Source organism: Nocardioides sp. Kera G14, assembly GCF_020715565.1.
Taxonomy (GTDB): Bacteria; Actinomycetota; Actinomycetes; order Propionibacteriales; family Nocardioidaceae; genus Nocardioides.
This window is the reverse complement of record NZ_CP085839.1, coordinates 973,516-994,982: the sequence shown is the minus strand read 5'-3', so window position 1 is coordinate 994,982 and position 21,467 is coordinate 973,516. Positions and strand designations below refer to the sequence as shown.

General features: G+C 70.1%; 27 protein-coding genes. 14 read left to right on the top strand and 13 right to left on the bottom strand.

From position 1 onward, the window contains the following. Nucleotides 1-3 precede the first annotated feature (3 nt). Nucleotides 4-312 carry a hypothetical protein gene (locus tag LH076_RS04980; RefSeq protein ID WP_227782897.1) on the top strand — a complete coding sequence of 103 codons (309 nt, stop codon included), beginning with the start codon at nucleotides 4-6 and terminating at the stop codon, nucleotides 310-312. A 168-nt stretch (nucleotides 313-480) separates the two neighbouring features. On the opposite strand, the gene LH076_RS04975 is transcribed toward LH076_RS04980, so the two are convergent. Both LH076_RS04975 and LH076_RS04970 read right to left on the bottom strand, forming a co-directional pair. Beyond that, the gene (locus LH076_RS04975; protein WP_227782896.1) at nucleotides 481-1,455 is read right to left on the bottom strand and encodes an SRPBCC family protein; all 975 of its coding nucleotides are present in this window, start codon (nucleotides 1,453-1,455) and stop codon (nucleotides 481-483) included. Nucleotide 1,456: 1 nt separating this feature from the next. Next, nucleotides 1,457-1,804, bottom strand: a complete 348-nt coding sequence (locus LH076_RS04970; protein WP_227782895.1) for an ArsR/SmtB family transcription factor — start codon at nucleotides 1,802-1,804, stop codon at nucleotides 1,457-1,459. Nucleotides 1,805-1,926: 122 nt separating this feature from the next. Here LH076_RS04970 and LH076_RS04965 point away from each other — a divergent pair, with 122 nt between their 5' ends. From LH076_RS04965 to LH076_RS04955, 3 genes are all read left to right on the top strand, one after another. Further along, nucleotides 1,927-2,136: a hypothetical protein gene (locus LH076_RS04965; protein WP_227782894.1), complete on the top strand. Its 210-nt coding sequence runs from the start codon at nucleotides 1,927-1,929 to the stop codon at nucleotides 2,134-2,136. A 5-nt stretch (nucleotides 2,137-2,141) separates the two neighbouring features. Further along, a complete protein-coding gene (locus LH076_RS04960) occupies nucleotides 2,142-2,417 on the top strand; it encodes a hypothetical protein (RefSeq protein ID WP_227782893.1) in 276 nt (91 codons plus the stop codon). A gap of 84 nt (nucleotides 2,418-2,501) precedes the next feature. Beyond that, entirely contained in the window at nucleotides 2,502-2,933 is a 432-nt protein-coding gene (locus LH076_RS04955) for a DUF5709 domain-containing protein (protein WP_227782892.1), read from the top strand. A gap of 18 nt (nucleotides 2,934-2,951) precedes the next feature. Here LH076_RS04955 and LH076_RS04950 read toward each other — a convergent pair whose 3' ends face one another. Both LH076_RS04950 and LH076_RS04945 read right to left on the bottom strand, forming a co-directional pair. Further along, a complete protein-coding gene (locus tag LH076_RS04950) occupies nucleotides 2,952-4,049 on the bottom strand; it encodes a glutamate--cysteine ligase (RefSeq protein WP_227782891.1) in 1,098 nt (365 codons plus the stop codon). Between the two features lie 5 nt (nucleotides 4,050-4,054). Continuing rightward, on the bottom strand, nucleotides 4,055-5,194 hold the full coding sequence (locus tag LH076_RS04945; RefSeq protein WP_227782890.1) for a M20 metallopeptidase family protein: 1,140 nt from the start codon (nucleotides 5,192-5,194) through the stop codon (nucleotides 4,055-4,057). Nucleotides 5,195-5,235: 41 nt separating this feature from the next. On the opposite strand from LH076_RS04945, the gene LH076_RS04940 reads away from it, so the two are divergent. Continuing rightward, nucleotides 5,236-5,790, top strand: coding sequence for a hemerythrin domain-containing protein (locus LH076_RS04940; RefSeq protein WP_227782889.1), 555 nt, complete (start codon nucleotides 5,236-5,238; stop codon nucleotides 5,788-5,790). Here LH076_RS04940 and LH076_RS04935 read toward each other — a convergent pair. Together LH076_RS04935 and LH076_RS04930 are read right to left on the bottom strand one after the other, a co-directional pair. Continuing rightward, on the bottom strand, nucleotides 5,768-6,562 hold the full coding sequence (locus LH076_RS04935; protein WP_227782888.1) for a glycerophosphodiester phosphodiesterase family protein: 795 nt from the start codon (nucleotides 6,560-6,562) through the stop codon (nucleotides 5,768-5,770). The genes LH076_RS04940 and LH076_RS04935 overlap by 23 nt on opposite strands. Before the next feature lie 92 nt (nucleotides 6,563-6,654). Continuing rightward, nucleotides 6,655-7,413, bottom strand: a complete 759-nt coding sequence (locus LH076_RS04930) for a lysophospholipid acyltransferase family protein (protein WP_227782887.1) — start codon at nucleotides 7,411-7,413, stop codon at nucleotides 6,655-6,657. Between the two features lie 54 nt (nucleotides 7,414-7,467). Here LH076_RS04930 and LH076_RS04925 point away from each other — a divergent pair, with 54 nt between their 5' ends. After that, complete coding sequence (locus LH076_RS04925) at nucleotides 7,468-9,153, top strand: aldehyde dehydrogenase family protein (protein ID WP_227782886.1); 1,686 nt, start codon at nucleotides 7,468-7,470, stop codon at nucleotides 9,151-9,153. A 39-nt stretch (nucleotides 9,154-9,192) separates the two neighbouring features. Here LH076_RS04925 and LH076_RS04920 read toward each other — a convergent pair whose 3' ends face one another. Continuing rightward, the gene (locus LH076_RS04920; protein WP_227782885.1) at nucleotides 9,193-9,651 is read right to left on the bottom strand and encodes a VOC family protein; all 459 of its coding nucleotides are present in this window, start codon (nucleotides 9,649-9,651) and stop codon (nucleotides 9,193-9,195) included. 30 nt (nucleotides 9,652-9,681) lie between these two features. Here LH076_RS04920 and LH076_RS04915 point away from each other — a divergent pair, with 30 nt between their 5' ends. Further along, the gene (locus tag LH076_RS04915; RefSeq protein WP_227782884.1) at nucleotides 9,682-10,716 is read left to right on the top strand and encodes a YihY/virulence factor BrkB family protein; all 1,035 of its coding nucleotides are present in this window, start codon (nucleotides 9,682-9,684) and stop codon (nucleotides 10,714-10,716) included. Nucleotides 10,717-10,737: 21 nt separating this feature from the next. On the opposite strand, the gene LH076_RS04910 is transcribed toward LH076_RS04915, so the two are convergent. Continuing rightward, on the bottom strand, nucleotides 10,738-11,166 hold the full coding sequence (locus LH076_RS04910) for an SRPBCC family protein (protein ID WP_227782883.1): 429 nt from the start codon (nucleotides 11,164-11,166) through the stop codon (nucleotides 10,738-10,740). A gap of 137 nt (nucleotides 11,167-11,303) precedes the next feature. Between LH076_RS04910 and LH076_RS04905 the strand changes: the two genes are divergently transcribed. The 4 genes from LH076_RS04905 to LH076_RS04890 all read left to right on the top strand — a co-directional run bounded on the left by LH076_RS04905 (nucleotide 11,304) and on the right by LH076_RS04890 (nucleotide 14,385). Next, complete coding sequence (locus LH076_RS04905; protein ID WP_227782882.1) at nucleotides 11,304-12,275, top strand: family 43 glycosylhydrolase; 972 nt, start codon at nucleotides 11,304-11,306, stop codon at nucleotides 12,273-12,275. Nucleotides 12,276-12,329: 54 nt separating this feature from the next. After that, complete coding sequence (locus LH076_RS04900) at nucleotides 12,330-13,433, top strand: S-(hydroxymethyl)mycothiol dehydrogenase (RefSeq protein ID WP_227782881.1); 1,104 nt, start codon at nucleotides 12,330-12,332, stop codon at nucleotides 13,431-13,433. After that, nucleotides 13,433-14,044 carry an MBL fold metallo-hydrolase gene (locus tag LH076_RS04895; protein ID WP_227782880.1) on the top strand — a complete coding sequence of 204 codons (612 nt, stop codon included), beginning with the start codon at nucleotides 13,433-13,435 and terminating at the stop codon, nucleotides 14,042-14,044. Before LH076_RS04900 ends, LH076_RS04895 begins: the two co-directional genes overlap by 1 nt. 62 nt (nucleotides 14,045-14,106) lie before the next feature. Further along, entirely contained in the window at nucleotides 14,107-14,385 is a 279-nt protein-coding gene (locus LH076_RS04890) for a hypothetical protein (RefSeq protein ID WP_227782879.1), read from the top strand. On the opposite strand, the gene LH076_RS04885 is transcribed toward LH076_RS04890, so the two are convergent. After that, entirely contained in the window at nucleotides 14,373-15,239 is an 867-nt protein-coding gene (locus LH076_RS04885; protein ID WP_227782878.1) for a sigma-70 family RNA polymerase sigma factor, read from the bottom strand. The two genes, LH076_RS04890 and LH076_RS04885, sit on opposite strands and share 13 nt — an antisense overlap. Nucleotides 15,240-15,285: 46 nt before the next feature. On the opposite strand from LH076_RS04885, the gene LH076_RS04880 reads away from it, so the two are divergent. Beyond that, nucleotides 15,286-15,513 (top strand): hypothetical protein, encoded by a 228-nt coding sequence (locus tag LH076_RS04880; RefSeq protein WP_227782877.1) that lies wholly within the window; start codon nucleotides 15,286-15,288, stop codon nucleotides 15,511-15,513. Nucleotides 15,514-15,516: 3 nt separating this feature from the next. Here the strand turns inward: LH076_RS04880 and LH076_RS04875 are convergent, their stop codons facing one another. Then, nucleotides 15,517-16,092 carry a hypothetical protein gene (locus tag LH076_RS04875; RefSeq protein ID WP_227782876.1) on the bottom strand — a complete coding sequence of 192 codons (576 nt, stop codon included), beginning with the start codon at nucleotides 16,090-16,092 and terminating at the stop codon, nucleotides 15,517-15,519. A 47-nt stretch (nucleotides 16,093-16,139) separates the two neighbouring features. Beyond that, nucleotides 16,140-16,988 (bottom strand): ERCC4 domain-containing protein, encoded by an 849-nt coding sequence (locus LH076_RS04870; protein WP_227783573.1) that lies wholly within the window; start codon nucleotides 16,986-16,988, stop codon nucleotides 16,140-16,142. 138 nt (nucleotides 16,989-17,126) lie between these two features. Between LH076_RS04870 and ligD the strand changes: the two genes are divergently transcribed. Further along, nucleotides 17,127-18,077, top strand: coding sequence for a non-homologous end-joining DNA ligase (ligD, locus tag LH076_RS04865; RefSeq protein WP_227782875.1), 951 nt, complete (start codon nucleotides 17,127-17,129; stop codon nucleotides 18,075-18,077). Between the two features lie 16 nt (nucleotides 18,078-18,093). Then, entirely contained in the window at nucleotides 18,094-19,020 is a 927-nt protein-coding gene (locus LH076_RS04860; protein WP_227782874.1) for a hypothetical protein, read from the top strand. Here the strand turns inward: LH076_RS04860 and ilvD are convergent. Next, a complete protein-coding gene (ilvD, locus tag LH076_RS04855) occupies nucleotides 19,010-20,701 on the bottom strand; it encodes a dihydroxy-acid dehydratase (RefSeq protein WP_227782873.1) in 1,692 nt (563 codons plus the stop codon). The two genes, LH076_RS04860 and ilvD, sit on opposite strands and share 11 nt — an antisense overlap. Before the next feature lie 171 nt (nucleotides 20,702-20,872). After that, complete coding sequence (locus tag LH076_RS04850; RefSeq protein ID WP_227782872.1) at nucleotides 20,873-21,319, bottom strand: acyl-CoA thioesterase; 447 nt, start codon at nucleotides 21,317-21,319, stop codon at nucleotides 20,873-20,875. Between the last annotated feature and the right edge of the window lie 148 nt (nucleotides 21,320-21,467).

Below are 21,467 nucleotides of genomic sequence, written 5' to 3'. Positions count from 1 at the left end.
GCGATGGAGGACCTCGCCACCCAGGCCGAGCTCGAGTGGGCGTACACCTACGACGGCTACGAGCGCCTGGCCTCGTCCCCCGAGGCACTGTGGTCGGTCGTGGCACCGGTGCACGAGGCGCTGCTCACGACGGGCCGCGTGCCCGAGTGGGCCGGAGTCGACCTGCTCCGTGGGCTCGCGTTCTACCTCGTCCGCGCCGACCGCCATCAGGGTGGCGGCTCACTGGGCCGGGCATGGCTCGAGCTCCTGGACTCCATCCGCGCCCACCCGGCGGCAGGTCTTGCCGACCTGCCGCCGGCCCGCACCGACTGACCGCCCGCGGCCGGGCTTGCGGTGGTCCGGGACGAGGTCGCCCACGCAATCGGGCGCCGCCGGGCCGTCTCGTCCCGGACATGCGTCCGTCCGGGACGAGGAGACCCGGGCGAGCGGCCCGAGCCGGGCGAGGTCGTCCCGGACGTCCGTCTCAGTCCGCCCGCGGCCTCAGGCGATCAGCGACTCGAGCCGCTGGTAGGACGTCTCCATGCCCGTGGTCATGCCGGTGGCAAGGATCATGTCGCGGACCTCGGCGGACGGATACGTGATCAGCAGCGAGAGCAGCGTGCCGCCGTCGACCGGAGTCAGGGTCATCTCGTTGGTGGTCGAAGGCCCGTCCATGCCGATCATCGCCTCGGTGGTGACCACACGCACCGGCGGCATCGACTCCAGGAGCTCGCCGGTAAAGCCGAACCGCTCACCCTCCGTGCCCGCCTCAGGTGCCCACTCGTAGCGATAGGTCTGTCCGACGGTCGAGGCGATCTCGCAGACCGGCATCGTCCAGCCGTCAGGTCCCAACAGCCACTGCCGCATCAGCTCAGCGTCGTCGTGGGCGCGCCAGACGTCGGCGACCGAGCCGCGAATGACCCGCGAGACCCGCACGAGGGTGTCGGAGAGGATCTGGGTCTCGACGCCGTTGCCGGCGGCGAACGACGCCAGGTCCGTCAAGACCGAGTCCATCTGGCCCATCGCGGCACGCATGCCGTCCTCCATGCCCATCTCGACGAGCTGCTCCATCTCCTCGACGGCGTTGAAGTACGTCGTGGTGGTCACCCGTGACCCCGAGCCGACGGCCTCGAAGGCGAAGACCATCCGCATCGACGGCATCTCCCGGTTGGGCGTGCCGTCCTCCAGGGCGAACCCGTCGAGGACCTCGAAGCCCTTGAGCTCGTCGACGGAGAGCCACTCCCAGTAGCCGCGGGAAACCGAGCCGTCCGGCCCGCGCATCAGATAGGAGCTCACCCCGCCGACCGCGGCATCGTGCCGCGTGAAGGTCGCGGGCCACTCCGGAGGACCCCAGAACCGCTCGAGCTGGCGGGGGTCGACGTACGCATCCCACAGCCGCCGCAGCGGTGCGGGGAAGTCGGCGACGACCGTCATGGTCAGCGCCTCAGGATCCTTCGTCACATGGGTGATGGGCATGTCACTTCTCCTTCGAAGTGGTGGGTTCGGGCTCGTCGAGGAGGGCGTCGAGGCGGTCGATCCGCCCACGCCAGATCTGTTCATAGGAGTCCAGCAGCGCACTCGCGCGCCGGATCATGTCGAGGTTTCCGCGCACCAGGCGCTCCCGTCCGCGGGCCTCCTTCGTGACGAGACTCGCCTCCTCGAGTACGGCGACGTGCTTCTGCACCGCCGCGAAGCTCATGTCATAGGCAGAGGCCAGGGACGAGACCGAGGCCTCGTCGACCAGCGTGCGCCGGACGATGTCCCGGCGCGTGGAATCAGCGAGGGCCCGGAAGATCCGGTCCACCTCGGCGTCGCTCACATCCATACGTACAACCATTTGGTTGTAGATAAGCACGGCTGCCCGGAGCTGACAAGAGGCGAATCTGAACATCGAGAAATCATGGGCGGTTCCCGTATGAGCCGGGGCCCTCCGGAGACTCTGGTCGTATGTCCACTACAGCCCTCCTCTACATCATCGGCCTCGCCGTGGTCGTGGGTGGAGCTTTTCTCGCGTTCTGGCTGCTCGACGCCCGCCGGGCGAGGGGCGTCGAGAACGACCCGTCACGTGTGGAGCAGGGCTTCGACGAGAAGCAGCTCCACCGCGACGAGGAGGAGTTCCACGAGCTCTCGACCGACCCCCGCAATCGAATGAGGTGAATGACATGTCCAAGACCCTCTATGCGTTCGGCGCCGGGTTCGCCACCGGCTACTGGTTCGCCACCCGTCCCCGCGAGCAGGCCTTCGCCGAGGTGAAGCACGCCGCGGAGACCACCAAGCACGTTGCCGAGGGAGCCGCCGGCTTCGCGAAGGAGAAGATCTCCGACGTGAAGGAAGCTCGCGCCCACAGCGACTCCGGCGGCTGGCAGGACGCCCCGCCGGACCCGCTCCTGGCGTCGTCCGAGTACGGCCAGCCCGCCAGTTCGTTCTCCCACAACTGACGATCTCTCCCGAGGTGCCCGGTCTGCGTTGTGCAGGTCGGGCCTTCGGTGTCCCACGAGTCCCCAACGATGAGGAGCATCACCATGACCGAGTCCGGACAGCTGCAGCCGGAGGAGACCCTGGACGACCGCGGGGTCGACGACGTACTCGACGAGGGGATCTCCCCGCCTGAGCGGCCTCGTGGCCTCAACGACAAGGCCACGACGGAGCTCGGCCAGCTCGAGGGTGAGACCCTTGACGAGCGGATCGCCCAGGAGGAGCCCGACATTCCGGTTCCCGACGCCGAGCGGCTCGAGCCCGGTTTCGAGGCCGACGAGGAGTACGACGACCGGGAGACCGACGACCCGGAGGACCTCTACGCCGGGGACGCCAGGTCCGGCCGCCTCGTCGCACCCGACGAGGGCGCCCACGAGGACGAGGAGAAGGACTCCGTGGCCTCCGACGTCGGCATCGACGGTGCCGGCGCGAGCGCCGAGGAGGCTGCGATGCACGTCGTCAGTGAGGACGACATCTGACAGGTGCGACGAGCGGCATCAGCTGCGGGGCGGGATCGCGAGCGCGTCAACGACGGCTCCGAACCCGCCCTTCGCATGTGCGTCGCGCTGCACCCGGGCACCGGTGCCACGCTCCCGAATCCGGGCCAGGCCGTCGATGACGAGCTGTGTGTCGTCGGTGCGGTCCAGGGCCGGCCGCACCGCCTCGACGAGGAGGTCCACCATCTCCCACGCGGGAACGAGGGTGGCGGTGAGCGCGTCGACGAGCTCCCCCTCCATCCCCCAGCGGGAGGCACGCCACATCGCGGCCCGCAGCATCTCGGTCCGGATCCGCGGAGCCGGGAGGCCGGAGGCGGCGTCGGCCGCAGCCGTGGAGACCAGCCCCCGCGCGAGCGCGGCGATCACGGGGGCGTCGGCGACGTCGGCGCAGACGTCGGCGACCCGGATCTCGAGCGTGGGATAGCGCGCCGAGAGACGGGTGTTGAAGTAGATCATTCCCTCGTCCAGCGCCGCCCCGGTGGCGACGAGGTCCGCACGCGCCTTCTCGTACGCCTCGAAGCTGCCGAACGGCTCGGTGAAGCCGGCCGAGGGCCACTGGCCCCAGAGCACCGTGCGGTAGCTCGCGTACTCCGTGTCGAGGCCCTCGAAGAACGGTGAGTTCGCGCTCAGCGCGGTGAGCACCGGCAGCCAGCCGTGGATCCGGTCGAGCACGGCCACGCCCTCCTCCGGCGACTCGACGGAGACGTGGATGTGCATGCCGCAGGTCAGCTGGCGTCGGCCGACCCGGCCGAACTGCGCCATCATCCGCTCGTAACGGGCGTCGTTGGTGGCGGTCACGTGCTGGTCGAGCGGGCTCGTCGCCGCGGGCAGCAGCCGTACGTCGCGCTCGGCGGCCGCGGTCGCCAGCTGGGTGCGACGGACCTCCAGGTCCTTGGCGAGCACGGCGATCTCACTGTGCGGCGCGGAGCCGAGCTCGGCCTGCTGGCGCTGGAGCTCGTGCTCGAACTGCCCGCGCGCATCGTGCGCCTCCGCGGCCGCGACGACCTCCTCACCCTCGGGAGCCAACCGGGCAGAATCGGTGTGGACCAGGAGGAACTCCTCCTCGACGCCGACAGTGCGCTTCTTGAGTTCAGTCACGAGCTCTATATGCCCGCAAGCGCCGCCATGTAACCGGCCGCAAGCGCAAGCGCCACGTCCCGGACGGTCTCATCGGAGGGGTGAAACGAGGGGTGGTGGAGCATGTGCGGGTCGTCGAGGCCGACGAACATCATGAGGCTGGTCACCTGGTCGCCGTACCAGCTGAAGTCGTCGGCACCGCACGACCGCAGTTCGGGCGCGAGGGTGAAGCCGAGCTGCTCGAGATGGCCCTGGGTGCGCAGCGCCAGCCCGGTGTCGTTGACCAGGGCGGGCTCGCCCTCGTGGATCGTCACCCCGCCCCGGCAGCCGTAGCCGGCCGCCACCTGGGCCACGATGTCGGTCATCTCCTTGCGGGCGGTGTCGCGGTCGCTCTCGTCGAGCACGCGCAGCGTGCCGCGCGCGACGGCGCAATCCGGGATGACGTTGGGGGCCGCGCCGGCATGGACCGCGCCGATGCTCAGCACCGCGGCGTGGAGCGGGTCGAGCCTGCGGCTGACCACCTGCTGCAGCGCCACGATGACCTGTGCCATGGCGAGCACCGGGTCACGCGCGAGGTGTGGATATCCGCCGTGCCCACCGTGCCCGGTCACCGTGATGGTGAACTGGTCGGTCGCGGCATTGACCGCTCCCGGCGTTGCGGCGATCTCGCCCTTCGCCAGCAGCGGCTGCACGTGCGCGCCGACGATCGCGCCCACCCCGTACTTCTCGAGGACGCCGTCGGCGACGATGTCGCGTGCCCCCGAGGGCGGCTGCTCCTCCCGTGGTTGCAGCACCGCCAGCATCGGCAGGTCCAGCGTGTGGGCCGCCCGTGCGAGCGCCGCGACGGCGGCCATGTGGACGTCGTGTCCACAGGCGTGCATGAAGCCGTTGCTCGCTGCATCCGCCTGCCCGTCGCGCTCGTGCACCGGCAGCCCGTCCAGCTCCGCCCGTACGGCGACGACCCGGCGTGACGGCGGCCCGACCCTGACCACGCGACCGGTGTCGGCGACCGCCTCGCTCTCGCCGGCGCCGATGGCATTGGCGATCCGGGTCGCTGTCCGCCACTCGCCGCCTGAGGGTTCCGGGGCGGCGTGGAGGGTGTGCCGTAGCGCGATCGCGGCGGGCAGCTCCGCCTCGAGGGCATGGGTCAGCTTGTCCAAGGACATGCCCACGGATTACCCGATCATGCGCGGGGTAATCGACCCGCATGGATACCGATGTCGTCGACCTGATCATGAAGGACCACCGCGAGTTGGAGCAGCTCTTCGACGAGCTGCTCAACTTCCCCGATAAGCGCGCCAACCTGCTTCCCGTGATGACCACGCTCCTCACCGCCCACTCGCGCGCTGAGGAGGCCGAGGTCTACCCCAAGGCCGCCGAGGCCGGCGGGGCCGACGACGTCGAGCACAGCCAGGAGGAGCACCTGCTCGCCGACGAGCTGGCGCTGAAGCTCACCCAGATGCCGCCGGACTCCCCCGACTTCCCGGCCGCACTCAAGGCGCTCGTGGACGCGGTGACCCACCACGTCCAGGAGGAGGAGGAGAAGGTCCTCCCGGGGATGAGGGAGAACATGGACAGCGCCGTCCTCTCCCAGCTCGGTGAGGCGTTCCTGAGCAGCCGCGCCGAGCACCTCGGTGAGCAGCCCGAGGACAAGACCAAGGAGCAGATGCTCATCCAGGCCGACAACGCCGACATCTCCGGCGTCTCAGGCCAGAGCAAGTCCGAGTTGGAGAAGACGCTCAGCGAGCACGCTGACAAATGATCTCCGCCGAGCGCCCGGCCGGCCATTGGCCGCGCTCGATCAGGACATCACGCAACAGGTCGGGGCGATCGGTGATCAGGCCGTCCACCCCCTCGTCGAGGAGCCGGTGCATCGTCGCCGGCTCCTCGACACCCCAGACCATGACCCGCAGGTCGAGGTCATGGGCGATCTCGACCACCCGCGGCACGTAAGAGCGCACCCGGCCGAGGCGGTAGGGCACGTGCACGAAGGTCGCCTCGGAGCGGAAGCGTGAGGCCTTGAGCCGCGTCCGACCGCACGTGAGCAACGTGGTCATCCGCCCCCAGCCCATGTTGGAGTGGACGTCGGGGAACCGGTCGCGGGCGAGCTTGAGCGTCCGGTCCCAGCCGCCGGTCAGGCAGACCCGGGACGATGCGTCGTAGTGCTCGATCAGGTCGAGCGTCGCCGCCATCGCGGCCGGGTCCTTGAGGTCCACCATCAGGTTGGCCTGCGGGAACGCATGCAGGACGTCGGCGAGCGTCGGCACCCACACCCGTGGAGCCAGCTCGACCATGCTGAGCTCCTCCAGGGTCAGGTCGGCGATCGCCTCCGGGCGTCCCGCGATCCGCTGGAGGGTCGGGTCGTGGAAGAGCACCGGCACGCCGTCGTACGTCATGCGGACGTCGAACTCGAGATAACGGATCCCGAGTGCGAGGGAGCCCCGGAAGGCCTCCATGGTGTTCTCAAGCCCGATGCCGGCCCCACCTCGGTGGGCCACGGCGATCGGGAGCGTCCCCGATCCATATCCGGTCACACCACCAGTCTCAGTGATCTCTCAGGCGGATCCGGCACCGGCGAGCCCGAAATCGGCAGTGTTCATCGGCCCTTCACCGGGCGTACCGCCCCCTACTGGTCGCGGGCGGCCTTGCGCTCGGCGCGGAGCCGGCGCTCCTCGGCGTAGGCCGCAGCGGCCTCCTCGAGGGTGGGCGCGGTGCCGCCGTACGCCTTCGGCAGCCACCACGATCCAGGCGGCTGCTCCTCGGCCGGGTGGTTGCGGATCAGCTCGTCGAGCATCGCCTCCATCCGGGACTTGAGCTCGGCCGTTTCGGCGACAGGGTCCTCACCGGTCACGTGCATCGGCTCACCCACGGTGATGCCGATCGTCTTGTGCCGCTTGAAGTCCGCTGATCGTCCCTTGGTCAGGAACCGCTGGGTCCCCCACAGCACCACCGGGATCAGGGGTACGCCGGCATCGGCCGCGATGCGCACGGCGCCGGTCTTGATCTCCTTGATCATGAAGCTCTGCGAGATCGTGCCCTCGGGGAAGATGCCGACCAGCTCGCCGTCACGGAGTTGGTCCGCGGCGATCCGCATGCCCTCGGCGCCGTCGGCGCGGTCGATGGCGATGTGGTGGAAGGAGCGCATCACCGGTCCGCCGACCTTGTGCTCGAAGACCTCCTTCTTGGCGATGAAGCGGGTCAGTCGGCCGCGGTCGGCCCCGGGGACGCCCGCGATGACGTAGTCGACGAAGGAGAGGTGGTTGATCGCGAGCAACGCTCCCCCGGTCTCGGGGATGTGCTCCTCCCCCGAGGCCCGGATGCGGACGTCGCCGAGCTTGAACCACGCACGGGCCGCCTTGATCACGGCCGGGTAGACGATGTCCATGCGGCGATCCTGCCAGCCCTCCCGCAATCGTGGCCACGGCCCTAGGGTGACGTCATGACCACCACTCCCGAGATCGGGTTCGCCACCACCGCGGAGCTCGACCAGGCCGTCACCGAGCTCACCGCCGGAGCGGCGGGCTGGGCACGGATGGACCTGCGCGCGCGGATCGACCTGCTCCAGCGCACCCATGCGGCCGTGGCGCAGGTGGCCGAGGCCTGGGCACGCGACGCCATCGCCGCCAAGGGCATCACGTCCGAGCAGCTCGAGGGCGAGGAGTGGCTGACCGGCCCCTACGGCACGATGATGTGGCTGCTGGCCGCCGTGGAGTCGCTGCAGAAGATCGCGCAGGGCAAGTCGCCGCTCGACGGCGTCAAAGCCTCACGCACCGCGAACCGCACCACCTTCCGGGTGCTTCCGACGAACCTCTACGAGTTCAACATCTACAACGGCTTCACCGGAGAGCTTTGGATGCGGCCGGGCGTCACCGCCGAGCAGGCCCGCGCGAACGCCGGGCTGGGCGCGGTGCGTCCGGGCGAGAACGGCGGCGTGGGCCTCGTGCTCGGCGCCGGCAACGTCTCCTCGATCGGTCCGCTGGACGTGCTCTACGAGCTCGTCGCGTACAACCGCGCCAGCGTGCTGAAGCTCAACCCGACGTTCGGCAGCCTCAAGTCGACGTACGAGGCGGCCTTCGCACCGCTCGTGAGGGCGGGGCTGGTGCGGATCGTCAACGGTGGCGCCGAGGAGGGCGCCTACCTGACCCGGCACGAGGGCATCGGGCACGTGCACATCACCGGCTCGGGCGTCACGCACGACATGATCGTGTGGGGCTCGCTCACCGACCGCAGCGAGCGCAGGCTCGACAAGGAGATCACCAGCGAGCTCGGCGGCGTCTCGCCCATCATCGTGATCCCGGGCGACTGGTCGGCCGAGGACCTCCGCTTCCAGGCGGAGAACGTCGTGACCCAGCGCCTGAACAATGCCGGCCACAACTGCATCGCCGGGCAGGCGCTGATCCTCAGCTCGGACTGGGCACAGAAGGACGCCTTCCTCGCCGAGCTCCGCGACGTGCTGTCGACCACGGAGGCCCGTGCCGCCTGGTATCCCGGCTCCGACCGCAAGCTGGCTCTGGCCCAGGACTCCTACCCCGAGGCCGAGAGCCTCAACGGGCGACTGCTGATCAGGATCGACGAGACCACGTCGCAGGACCTGCTGACCACCGAGTACTTCGCCCCGGTGCTCGGCCACACCGAGGTGCCCGGCCTCGGCGGTGACTTCTTCGCCAACGCCGTCGCCTTCGCCAACGACCGACTCGACGGCACGCTCGGCGCCAGCATCATCGTCGCCCCCGCCGACCGGAAGGCGATCTCGAACTTCGACGCCATCCTCGCCGACCTGCGCTACGGCACGATCGGCATCAACGTCTGGAGCGCGATCGGCTTCCTGCTCCCGGCCGCCGCCTGGGGCGCCTTCCCGGGCAACACGATCGAGAAGGTGGGGTCCGGCATCGGGATCGTGCACAACTCCTTCCTCGCCGCCGACGTCGAGCGGACCGTCATCCGCGGGCCCTTCCGTCCGTTCCCGCGGTCGGTGCTGCACGGCGAGGTGAGCCTCTTCCCGACGCCGCCGTGGTACGTCACCGGGCGCACCGGGACGGGCACGGCCAAGGCCCTCACGGACTTCGCCGCCAAGCCGAGCTGGGCGCGGCTGCCCAAGGTGCTGCTCCGGGCCTTCGGCCGCTGACCCTGGCCTGGCCCTGGTCAGGTCCTGGTCAGGTCCTGGTCAGTCGAGGCAGAACTCGTTGCCCTCGGGGTCGAGCATCACGATGAAGCCCTCCTCCATCGCGTCCGGCTCGACCCGGCGCTGACGCGTCGCACCCAGGGCGACCAGGCGGTCGCACTCGCGCTCCAGCGCCGCCATCCGCTCCTCGCCCTTCAGGCCCGGGGCGGCACGGAGGTCGAGGTGGAGCCGGTTCTTCGTGACCTTCTCCTCCGGCACGCGCTGGAAGTAGATCCGCGGGCCCGTGCCTTCGGGGTCCTCCAGGGCCGAGGCCTGGTTGCGCTCCTCCTCCGGCACGTTGTGGGCCTCGAGGAACCCCTCCCACGCCGCCAGCGGGTCCTCGTCGGGCGTCGCCCCGACGCCGGGCGGGAACGGATGGACGTACCCCAGGGCGTCCCGCCAGAAGGTCGAGAGGCCCTTCGGGTCGTGACAGTCGAACGTGACCTGCACCGTCGTGCTCATAGGCCTCACTCTGCCGGGTATCCCTCCCGCATGGCCACCGATGTCAGCCGCAGCGCCCCCGAGTCGAGCAAGCCGGACTCTCCCGACGACCTGAAGAAGCGGTCGTGGATCTACGTCGCCAGGACGACGATCCGCGAGTTCTCCGCCGACCAGTGCACCGACCTCGCGGCAGCGCTCACGTACTACGCCGTCCTCGCGCTCTTCCCGGCGTCGATCGCCCTCCTCTCTCTGCTCGGATTCGTCTCCGACCCGACGAAGACGGTCGACTCGCTGATGGGCATCCTCAACGACGTCGGCGCGGGTTCGGCGACCAAGACGGTCCGGCCGATCCTCGAGGAGCTGGCGAACGCGGGCGGTGCCGGCTTCGCGCTGATCATCGGTCTCGCGGCGGCCCTGTGGTCGGCGTCGGGCTACGTCAGCGCCTTCGGTCGTGCGATGAACCGGATCTACGAGATCGAGGAGGGTCGGCCGATCTGGAAGCTGCGCCCCCTCATGCTGCTGCTCACCTTCATCACGGTCGTCCTCGCCGCGCTGGTGGGACTCGCGCTGGTCCTGACCGGCCCCGCCGCGCAGGCCGTCGGTGATGCCGTCGGCCTCGGCTCCACCGCCGTCCTGGTCTGGAACATCGCCAAGTGGCCGGTGATGCTCGTCGTCGTCATGCTCATCGTCGCGCTGCTCTACTACGCCACGCCGAACGTGCAGCAACCGAAGTTCCGTTGGATCAGCATCGGCGCCGCTGTCGCGATCGTGATCTGGATCGTCGCGTCCGCCGCCTTCGGCGTGTACGTCGGCAACTTCTCCTCCTACAACAAGACCTACGGCTCGCTGGCCGGCGTGGTCGTCTTCCTGCTGTGGCTGTGGATCACCAACCTGGCGCTGCTCTTCGGTGCCGAGCTCGACTCCGAGCTCGAGCGCGGTCGTGAGCTGCAGGCCGGCATCCCCGCCGAGGAGGAGCTGCAGCTCCCGCCGCGTGACACGCGCCTGATCGAGAAGAACGCGAAGAAGCGCGACGAGGTCATCGCCCGCGGCCGGCGCCTGCGCCGCAGCCGCGGCGAGCACGAGTGACACCCGCCCGAGCTGGGTCCCCTACGGGACGAGGTTTGGGAGCGCCTTCGTGAGCGTGCGGGTGAGCACCTTCCCGACCACCGGCGCGAGGCCGGGCACGGCGCTGTCGAAGGCGATCGCGTAGTCGAGGTCGGTGCCGCCGTCCGGGCGCGGCATGAGTCGCTGGACGCCGTGGTGGTCCTTGATCGGCGCGAGGCCGCCGGTGATGCGGTACTCGATCAGGTGCGGCGGCTCGGAGACCGTCGTCGTCTCCACGAAGCCCGGCAGCAGCGGCACGATCCGCAGCGTCCGAGCCGAGCCGACGCCGTTGCGCGACGTCTCCCCGTCGCGGAGCCGGGTGATGTTCGCACCGAAGAGCGGGCCGAGGTTCTCGTGCTCCGACAGCGCGTCGAAGACCTCCTGCGGTGAGGAGGTGAACGAGTGGGTGACGTGGACGCGCACGGTACTCATGGCTGCACCCTCCCATGAGTTACCCATGAGTTGGCGGCGAACTTCTCGAACCTCCCACGCTTCGGCCGATTCTCGGGTTACGGTCCCGCCACCGGCCTGCGGAGGGATCGGGCAGGCTAGGGATTTCGGGAGGGTGCATGAGGCGCAGACGCGCGCTCGTGTGGGTCGTCGCTGCGCTCGCGGCGGCGACCATCATGACGACGGTGCCGGCGGCAGAGGCGAAGAAGGGGCCGCGACCACTCGTCTATCGACACTCGGTCGCCGACCCGAGTGTCGCGAAGGTCGGGCCGAAGAAGTACGTGGCGGTCTCCACCGGGAAGCGCGTCGTCCGACAGGTCTCCTCGAACGGCCGCACCTGGCGCCTGACCCGCACTCCCCTCGTCCGTCGCCCCCGCTGGGCGAAGCGGACCGGCGGCATCTGGGCCAGCGAGATCGTCCACATCGGCAGGCGCTGGGTCCTCTACTTCGCCGCCCCTGCCAGGAACCGGCGCGGACGCTGCATCGGCGCCGCCGTCTCCACCTCGGCGACCGGACGCTTCAGGGCTGTCCCCGGCCGGCCCCTGGTGTGCTCGTCGAACCGCGCGGGCGTCATCGACCCGTCGTCGTACGTCAGCGGGCGCAGGACCTACCTGCTCTACAAGATCGATGCCAAGCCGTCCGCGATCAAGCTGCTGCGCCTCAATCGCGCCGGCACCCGCCGGGCCGCCCGGCACAGCCGCGTCCTGGTGCGCAGCCGTGGTGTCGTCGAGAACCCGGTCATCCTCCGACGCGGCGGCTACTACTACCTCTTCACCTCGATCCGCAGCTATGCGACGTGCAACTACGCCACGACGGTCCGGCGCTCGCGATCGCTGGTCCACTGGCGAGGACATCCCGCTCGGATGGTCCTCTCGCAGCACATGACCGGTCTCTGCGGGCCGGGTGGCGCCGACATCGTGGCCACCAAGCGCGGCGTGACGATGTACTTCCACGGCTGGGTCTGCGGCGGCAGCACCCGACCGTGCACCGTTCGGCCGCACCGGGCGCGCCGGGCCGTCCGTGCGTTGTACGCCGTCAAGCTCAACTTCCGCCACGGCTGGCCGGTTCGCGCGGGGTACGTGAAGGGCTGACCCTTCCCCGAGTAGCCTCGACGAGCCAGCGTTCCCCACCGAGGAGTTGCTCCAATGCCGCAGACCGTCAAGGGCGTCATCGCCCGCGCCAAGGGCGCACCCGTCGAGGTCGTGTCCATCGTCGTCCCCGATCCGGGACCCGGAGAGGCCGTCGTACAGGTGCAGGCCTGCGGTGTGTGCCACACCGACCTGCACTACCGCGAGGGCGGCATCAACGACGACTTCCCCTTCCTGCTGGGCCACGAGGCCGCCGGCGTCGTGGAGGCGGTCGGGCCGGACGTCACGGAGGTCGCTCCCGGTGACTTCGTGATCCTCAACTGGCGCGCCGTCTGCGGCCAGTGTCGGGCCTGCAAGCGCGGCGAGCCGCAGTACTGCTTCGCCACCCACAACGCGACGCAGCGGATGACGCTGGAGGACGGGACCGAGCTCAGCCCGGCTCTCGGCATCGGCGCCTTCGCGGAGAAGACCCTCGTCGCCGCCGGCCAGTGCACGAAGGTCGACCCCGAGGCGCGGCCCGCGGCCGCCGGCCTGCTCGGCTGCGGCGTCATGGCGGGCATCGGCGCCGCGATCAACACCGGCGCCGTCACGCGCGGCAAGTCGGTCGCCGTGATCGGCTGCGGCGGCGTCGGCGTCGCCGCCATCGTCGGCTCCGCGCTGGCCGGCGCCAACCCGATCATCGCCGTCGACATCGACGCCAAGAAGCTCGACAAGGCACGCGAGCTCGGCGCCACGCACACCGTCGACTCCTCGACGACCGACCCGGTCGAGGCGATCAAGGAGATCTCCGCGCAGTTCTACGACGGGGCCGACGGCGCCGACGTCGTCATCGAGGCCGTGGGCCGCCCTGAGACATGGAAGCAGGCCTTCTACGCCCGCGACCTCGCGGGCACCGTCGTGCTGGTCGGCGTTCCGACGCCCGACATGAAGGTGCCCGACCTGCCGCTCATCGACGTCTTCGGCCGCGGCGGCGCGCTGAAGTCGAGCTGGTACGGCGACTGCCTGCCGTCGCGCGACTTCCCGATGCTCATCGACCTCTATCGCCAGGGCCGCCTCGACCTCGACGCGTTCGTCACCGAGGAGATCAAGCTCGACGAGATCGAGGCGGCCTTCGAGCGGATGCACCACGGCGACGTACTCCGCTCGGTGGTACTGCTCTGATGGCCGCCCGCGTCGACCACGCCGTCACCTCGGGGACCTTCTCGCTCGACGGCGAGACCTTCGACGTCGACAACAACGTCTGGGTGGTGGGCGATGACGAGGAGTGCCTCGTCATCGACGCGCCGCACTCGGCCGACGCGATCCTCGAGCTCGTCGGCGACCGGCGGCTCACCGCCATCGTGTGCACCCACGCCCACGACGATCACGTCCGGGTCGCCCCGGAACTGCGCGAGCGCACCGGCGCACCGATCCTGCTCCACCCGGCCGAGCGGCCCCTCTGGCAGCTCACGCATGACGACCTGGTCTGGGACGCCGACCTCGCGAACGGCCAGATCCTGACGGTTGCAGGGATCGGGCTGCAGGTGCTCCACACGCCCGGCCATGCTCCCGGCGCGGTCTGCCTCTACTCCCCCGACCTCGGCTGCGTCTTCACCGGCGACACCCTCTTCCAGGGCGGCCCGGGCGCCACGGGCCGCTCGTTCTCCGATCGGCCCACCCTCGAGGAGTCGATCCGCTCCAAGCTCTTCGCCCTGCCGCCCGACACGGTCGTCCACACCGGCCATGGAGACGACACGACGCTCGCGGAGGAGCAGGCGCGCACCTGGAGTTGAGGCCCTGTCCACGGCGCCTCCGCGGGCGTACCGTGGAAGGTCCTAAGAAGGAGGTGGTCACGATGACGAACCTCTGGGTTGCCAACCTCGGCGTCATCGTCCTGGCGGTGGCAACCGCCGGTCTCTTCATCGGCCTCTGGATGCTCGACGCGTCCCGGGCCCAGCACATCGAGCACGACGGCAGTCGTCGCGACACCGCCCCGCACCCTGATGACTGGCACCCGCTGCCTGTCCGACACCTCGGCCCCCGTGGGCTCGATGACACCTTCGAAGGCGGACTCGGCGTCTGGGGCCACCACGTCTGGCGGAGTGAGGAACGCCGCCAGCGTCAGCGCTCCTGAGTCCGCTCCGCGGCACCGGCCCGTCGGCGTACGGCCGCCAGGGCCGCGGGGTCGGCACGGAACTCGAGGCGACGTACGCGCCCGTCCTCGACCGTGAAGTCGAAGGCGACCTTCACCTCGCCGCGGTGGATCCACGCGGCCCCGGGCCGCGTCTCGACGAAGACGGGGAAGGCGGTGGAGGCGCCGCCGTTGAAGAACGCGGCGACCTCGTCGGCGCCCTGCATCCGGGCAGGTGTGCCCATCGTGACCGCGGCCGCGTCGGCGCTCACGAGGACATCGGGAGCGAGCAACTCCAGCAGCCGCGCGAAGTCACCGTCGCGGGCCGCCGCCATGAAGGCGTCGACGACCTGCCAGTCGGCGAGCGCATCCTCCGGAGCGGCGAGGCTGACCTTCGCCCGGGCCCGGGAGGCGAGTTTGCGTGCGGCGGCGTGCGACGTCTCCAACATGGCGGCGATCACCGGGAAGTCCACGCCGAAGGTGTCGTGCAGGACGAAGGCGACCCGCTCCGCCGGCGTGAGCCGGTCGAGCACGACCTGCAGAGCGATCCCGACGGTGTCGGCGAGCACCGCCTCGTCGGCCGGATCCGCGGCGTCGACGTCGGGCTCGTCCAGGTGGCTGGCCTCGAGGGGCTCCGGCGCCCGCGCCCGGAGGCGGTCGAGGCATAGGCGCGAGGTGACCGTCGTCAGCCACCCACCGAGGTTGTCGACCGGCTCGGTCGTGCCGTGCAGCCGGAGCCACGCCTGCTGGACCACGTCCTGGGCGGCATCAGGATCCCCGAGGATGCGCGCAGCGATGCGTACGAGACGCGGTCGTTCGGCCTCGAACTCCTCGGTCAGCTGGTCATCTGTCGCCATCCGGTCACACTCTCCTCGTCGAAATCGTCAGCACTGTATGAAGACGATGACCTGCCAGGACCTCGGCGGCCCCTGCACCCTCGCCCATCATGGCGACTCGGCCGACGACGTGATCAAGGCCCAGGACAAGCACCTCAAGGATGCGGTCAAGGCCGGCGACACCCTTCACGGCCCTGCCCGCGCGGAGATGAAGGGCCGCTGGCTGCACCCGAAGAAGTCGATGGGTTGGTACAACGACGTCAAGCAGCGCTTCGCCGAACTCCCCGAAGGCTGAGTCTCAGGCGAAACACTGCACGACGGCCCACGCCCCCGATCGGCTCTGATGCGAGATGACCTTGCCGTCGAGGGTGACCGTGCAGGTGAGGGTGCCGCGGATCACCTGTCCGATGACTCCGACGAGTGGCTCGACGCCCTGCACCTGCTCGGCCTTCGACCACGATCCCGTGGACTGCAAGGAGCCCGAGTCGTAGCCGTCGCCGGTGTTGAAGGCGTACCTCACGGACATGGGTCCGTTGTCGGAGGCTGTCAGTCGGATGACCGCCCGCCGGGCACCCAGCGTTGCGGAGCTGCCCTGGAAGGCACTCGTGAGCCATGACGGCGCCTTGCCCTGTGCACTGGCCTTCTCGGTCCCGTCCGTGCCCGTCGCGGTCTCGATCGGCTGCGGCTCGGCGTCCGATCCCGGGAAGAGAGGCGTCGCAGCGGACGGGGCGTCCGCAGCGCTGGCCGGACCCTCCACGTCCTCACCGCCCCGCGGCCGGATCGCCCACCCCACCGCGATCAGCAGCAGGCACACCACGACCGCCACGCCGAGGGGGATCGCTCGCGAGGACCTGCGGCGGTTGCGGTAGGGCATGTAGGGACAACGACCGGGTGCAACCCCTGCTACGCGACGATCACGCTTCAGTCGGCGTGGAAACGTGGGCTGGAGTTCGCCTGGACCACCTCGCCGGTGAGACCGTCGATCAGCTGGGCGCCGTCGCCGGCCGAACGCAGGGCACGGAGCGCGATCGCCCGCCGGTCGAACGACTGGGTCTCGGCGTCGCGCTCCGGCTCGGCGAGGATCCAGCGCCGCGGCGCCCGCACTCCCCTGCCCGGCCGTTCGGGTTCGGCCTCACGGTCGACCGGGGCGACGTACTCGCCGGCCAGCGCCACGGCGATTCGACCCGCGAGCACCCGGCCGATACCGGGATGGCCCAGCAGCCCCTGGGGCGCGGCCGCGGCGACCGCCGCAACGCTGCCGTAGGCGGCGAGCACGCTGCGAGCCATGGTCGTGCTGATGCCCGGCACGATGGAGAGCATGACCTCGGCCTGTCCTGACGGATGACGCGGAGCCCGGCGAGGGCCGTCGATCCGCGTGGTCGGCGCCGCTCGCCGAGCCCGCTTGGCGAGTCGGACGATCCACGCCGCGCTATCCTCGGCGTCCAGGCTGTGCAGGACGGTGAAGCCGTCCTCCACCAACCGACACACGGCGCCGCGCCACGCGTCCTCGGGGATCCCCGACGGTTCGCCCTCGATCATCAGCACCGCTTGCGGGAACGCCGACTGCAGACGCACCGCCTGGTCGAAGATGCGACCGTCACGGATCGACGCACCGAGATCGGCAGGGCCCTTCCGCTCGACCGCCAGACCGTGCCCGAGCACGTAGTCGCCCACCGGAAGATCCGTCAGCTGTACGTCGAGACCAGCGGCGACGAGAGCCTCCGGGATCGCGCTGCTCCGCTCGCGGTGGTCGACCAGCACCGGACCCATCTCGACCACTCCTCCACGCTACCTGTCCGGCTGTCGCGGCCTCCGGCTCGCATGATCGGCCACGGGTTGGGGAAGGCTGCAGGCATGCCGCCGCCATCGACGACCCCTGCCGGTCCTCCCGGAACTGATGTGGTGCCGATGCTGGCCACCGCCGGCACGCTCGAGGGTCTGGGGGCTCAGGAGCACTGGGCCTTCGAGATGAAGTGGGACGGCGTACGCGCCCTCGTCCACCTCGACGACGGTGCGGTGCGGCTGGTCTCGCGCAACGGCAACGACATGAGCACCGCGTATCCGGAGCTCACCGACCTCGCGGACGCGGTGGTAGGCCGTACGCCGGGCCCGACCGTCCTGGACGGGGAGATCGTCAGCTTCGACGCCGACGGTCGGCCAAGCTTCGCGCGCCTGCAGAAGCGGATGCACGTGGGCAACGCCGGGGCCGCGGCGAGGCTGGCGGCGAGCGAGCCGGTGGTGTTGCTGCTCTTCGACGTCCTCGTCCTCGGCGGGGAGTCGCTGCTGGCTGAGCCCTACACCGAGCGCCGGCTGCGGCTCGAGGGACTCGACCTCGCGGGACCGGCATGGCAGACCCCGGCCGCCTTCGTCGGCAGCGGCGACGAAGCCCTCGCGACCAGCCAGCAGCACCGGCTCGAAGGCGTGGTCGCCAAGCGCCTGTCCTCCAACTACCAGCCCGGACGCCGCTCGGCCGACTGGATCAAGATCAAGAACATCCGTACGCAGGAGGTCATCGTCGGTGGCTGGACCCTCGGCCAGGGAGCCCGCGGCGGCAAGATCGGCGCCCTGCTCCTTGGCCTCCCCGACGGTCCGCGCCTGAGGTACGTCGGCAAGGTGGGCACGGGGTTCACCGCCTCGATGCTGCAGCACCTGGCCAGTGACCTCGCGCCGCTGGAAGCCGTGGACTCACCGTTCGTGGAGGTGCCTCGGGCCGATGCCCGGGGCGCGCACTGGGTCACACCGACGCTGGTCGGAGAGGTGACCTTCACCGAGTGGACCCGCGACGGTCGACTGCGCCATCCGTCCTGGCGAGGACTGCGGCCCGACAAGCGACCCGACCAGGTGGCGCCAGAATCCTGAGCCGAGGAGGGCAGCGATGAGCGTGCTCGAGATTGCGGGCGAGCTGTACGGGCTGGTGCCTGCGGAGTTCATCCGCGCTCGCGACGCCGAGGCGAAGCGGCTCAAGGGCACCCCGGAGGCAACGGTGGTCAAAGGCCTGCCCAAGGCCTCGACCGCCGCCTGGGCGGTCAACCTCCTGGTCCGGCACGCGACCGAGGAGGTCGAGCAGATGCTCGCCGTCGGCGCCGCGCTGCGCGCGGCCCAGGCAGACCTCGACGCTGCTCAGTTGCGGACTCTCACCACCCAGCGGCGACAGCTCACGGCCGCGATGACTACGCGGGCCCGTGCGCTGGCCCTCGAGCACGGGGTCCGGCTGACCGAGTCGGTGGCCGAGCAGGTCGAACAGACCCTCACCGCGGCCATGATCGACGAGAACGCAGCGGCAGCGGTCCGCAGTGGGCTCCTGCTCACCGCCTTGACCTCGACCGGCATCGAGCCCGTCGACGTGACCCGCGCCGTCGCCCTTTCCGAGGCGGTCGGCCATCACGCCGCTCCCGCTCCAGCGGGACTGCGGGCGGTGAAGAAGCCGTCCGGGCGTCGTCGGGCCGATGACGCCGAGCGGGCCGCTGCCGAGCGCAAACGGGCGGAACAGGCCGAACGGGCCGAACGACGGGAGGCTGCTCGACAGGCGGTCGAGCAGGCACGACGGGAGGCGGAGGCCGCCCGGGCCAGCCAGCAGGAGGCCAACCGCCTCGTGCACGAGCGGCAGGCCGGCGTACTCCAGGCGCACGCCGAGCTCGAGGAGCTCCGCCGCCGGGTGATCGAGGCCGAACAGGCCGCCAAGGAGGCCGAGGACCACCTGGCCGATGCCGAGGAGGCTCAGGCTTCAGCCGACGCGGCGGCGACCGAGGCCGAGCACACGCTCGACGAGGCGCTCAGACTGTCGAAGGACCTCAACTCGTGACGGCGCCGTGCGCGGCCGACTGGACGAGCTTGGCGTACTTGCCGAGGACCCCGGTGGTGAAGTGCGGCGGCACCGGCGTCCAGCCCTCGCGACGTCGCTCGAGCTCGTCGGGCTCCACCTCGACCTCGAGCGACCCGTTGAGTACGTCGAGCGTGATCGGATCGCCGTCACGGACGAACGCGATGGGCCCACCGTCGGCCGCCTCGGGCGCGATGTGACCGACACAGAGGCCCGTCGTGCCGCCTGAGAACCGGCCGTCCGTGATCAGCAGGACGTCCTTGCCGAGGCCGGCCCCCTTGATCGCACCCGTGATGGCGAGCATCTCCCGCATGCCGGGGCCACCCTTGGGACCCTCGTAGCGGATCACGACGACGTCTCCGGGCTGGATCCGGCCCTCGGTCAGGGCGTCGAGCGCGGCGCGCTCGCGGTCGAAGACCCGGGCCGTGCCACGGAAGACGGTCTCGTCGAAGCCGGCGCTCTTGACCACTGCCCCCTCGGGCGCCAGCGAGCCGTGCAGGATCGTGATGCCGCCGGTGCGGTGGATCGGGCGCTCCATGGAGCGGATGACGTCGTCGTCGAGCGGGGCCGGGGCCAGGTCGGCAAGGTTCTCCGCCATGGTCTTGCCAGTGACGGTGAGGCACTCGCCGTGCAGCAGGCCGGCGTCGAGAAGCGCCTTCATGACCACCGGGATACCGCCGATCTTGTCGACGTCGTACATCACGTAGCGGCCGAAGGGCTTGAGGTCGGCCAGGTGTGGGACCTTGGCGCCGATCCGGCTGAAGTCCTCGAGCGTGAGGTCGACGTCGGCCTCCCGTGCGATGGCGAGCAGGTGGAGGACAGCGTTGGTGGAGCCGCCCAGCGCCATCACGACGGTGATGGCGTTCTCGAACGCCTCCTTGGTCATGATCTGGCGGGCGGTGATCCCCCGGCGCAGGAGCTCGACCACGGCCTCCCCCGAACGGTGAGCAAAACCGTCGCGGCGCCGGTCGACCGCCGGCGGGGCCGCTGAACCGGGCAGGGACATGCCGAGTGCCTCGGCGACGGAGGCCATCGTGTTGGCGGTGTACATGCCACCGCAGGCGCCCTCGCCCGGACAGATGTTGCGCTCGATCTTGTCGAGCTGCTCACGCGAGATCTTCCCCGCCAGGCAGGCGCCCACGCCCTCGAAGGCATCGATGAGCGTGACGTCCTTGCCGTCGACCTGTCCGGGCATGATCGTGCCGGCGTACAGGAAGACACCGGCGAGATCGAGGCGCGCGGCGGCCATCAGCATGCCGGGCAGCGACTTGTCGCAGCCGGCCAGCAGCACGGATCCGTCGAGTCGCTCGGCCATCATCACGGCCTCGACGGAGTCGGCGATGATCTCGCGCGAGACGAGCGAGAAGTGCATGCCCTCGTGGCCCATCGAGATGCCGTCGGAGACGGAGATCGTCCCGAACTCCAGCGGATAGCCGCCGCCGGCGTGGACGCCGTTCTTCACCGCCTTGGCGAGCCGGTCGAGCGAGAGGTTGCACGGCGTGATCTCGTTCCAGCTGCTGGCCACACCGATCTGGGGCTTGGCGAAGTCCTCGTCGCCGAGGCCGACGGCACGCAGCATGCCGCGCGACGCGGTCGCCTCGATGCCGTCCGTGACCTGCCGGGACCGCGGCTTGATGTCGATCTCGTCGTGCTCGCTCGTCATGTTTGCAGGTTAGCCCGGTCGCTTCTGCCCGCAGAGGAAAGCAAGCGACTCGACCTCGTTGGCGCAGGCGGGCCCCTTCGTTCTGCCCGGGCTCCGGGACCGGTTCCGAGCAATACCTTCGCGCCATTCCCCCGCTTAAGCGCGTGACTCTGGAACCGCGACCAGCCGTGGTTAGGCTCGGCGCAAGTCCACGAGACGCGCTGCCAGAGCATCCGAGACCCGAGCCTTGCCGCCTGTGGAGTAGTCGAAGGTAACGATCAGCGATTCGCCATCTGCAGCGACCGCGCCATGGTGGTGGCTCACAGCCCGGTACCGCATGACGAACCGGTCGTGGCCCACCTCCCCGATCTGCGCGCCTACGGTCACTGTGTCGGGATGAGTCAGCGGGATCCGGAACCGGCAGCTTGCCGAGTGCAGAATCGGTCCGACGCCGTCCGACTGCTCGATCGAGCCCAGGCCCAGCTCTGCTAAGCACTTGATCCGAGCCGTCTCGAAGTAGCGGAAGTAGACGGCGTTATTCACGTGTCCCATGGCGTCCATGTCGCCCCACGCAACGGGGATCTGCACCGTCACCGGAAAGTCTGCGAGCAGTTCGCCGATCGGATCTTCGTCAGTCACCGACACAGGTTATCGATGCGTGATGTCCTCTCAGCGTCGGTCTGGCGGCTGCGGAGACCCATCCCAGACCGCGCCCCTTCGGGCGACCCCGGTGGCAAGGAGCCGGTGCGCCAGGTAGGGCTTTGGCCACGACTGGCGTGGCGCCATC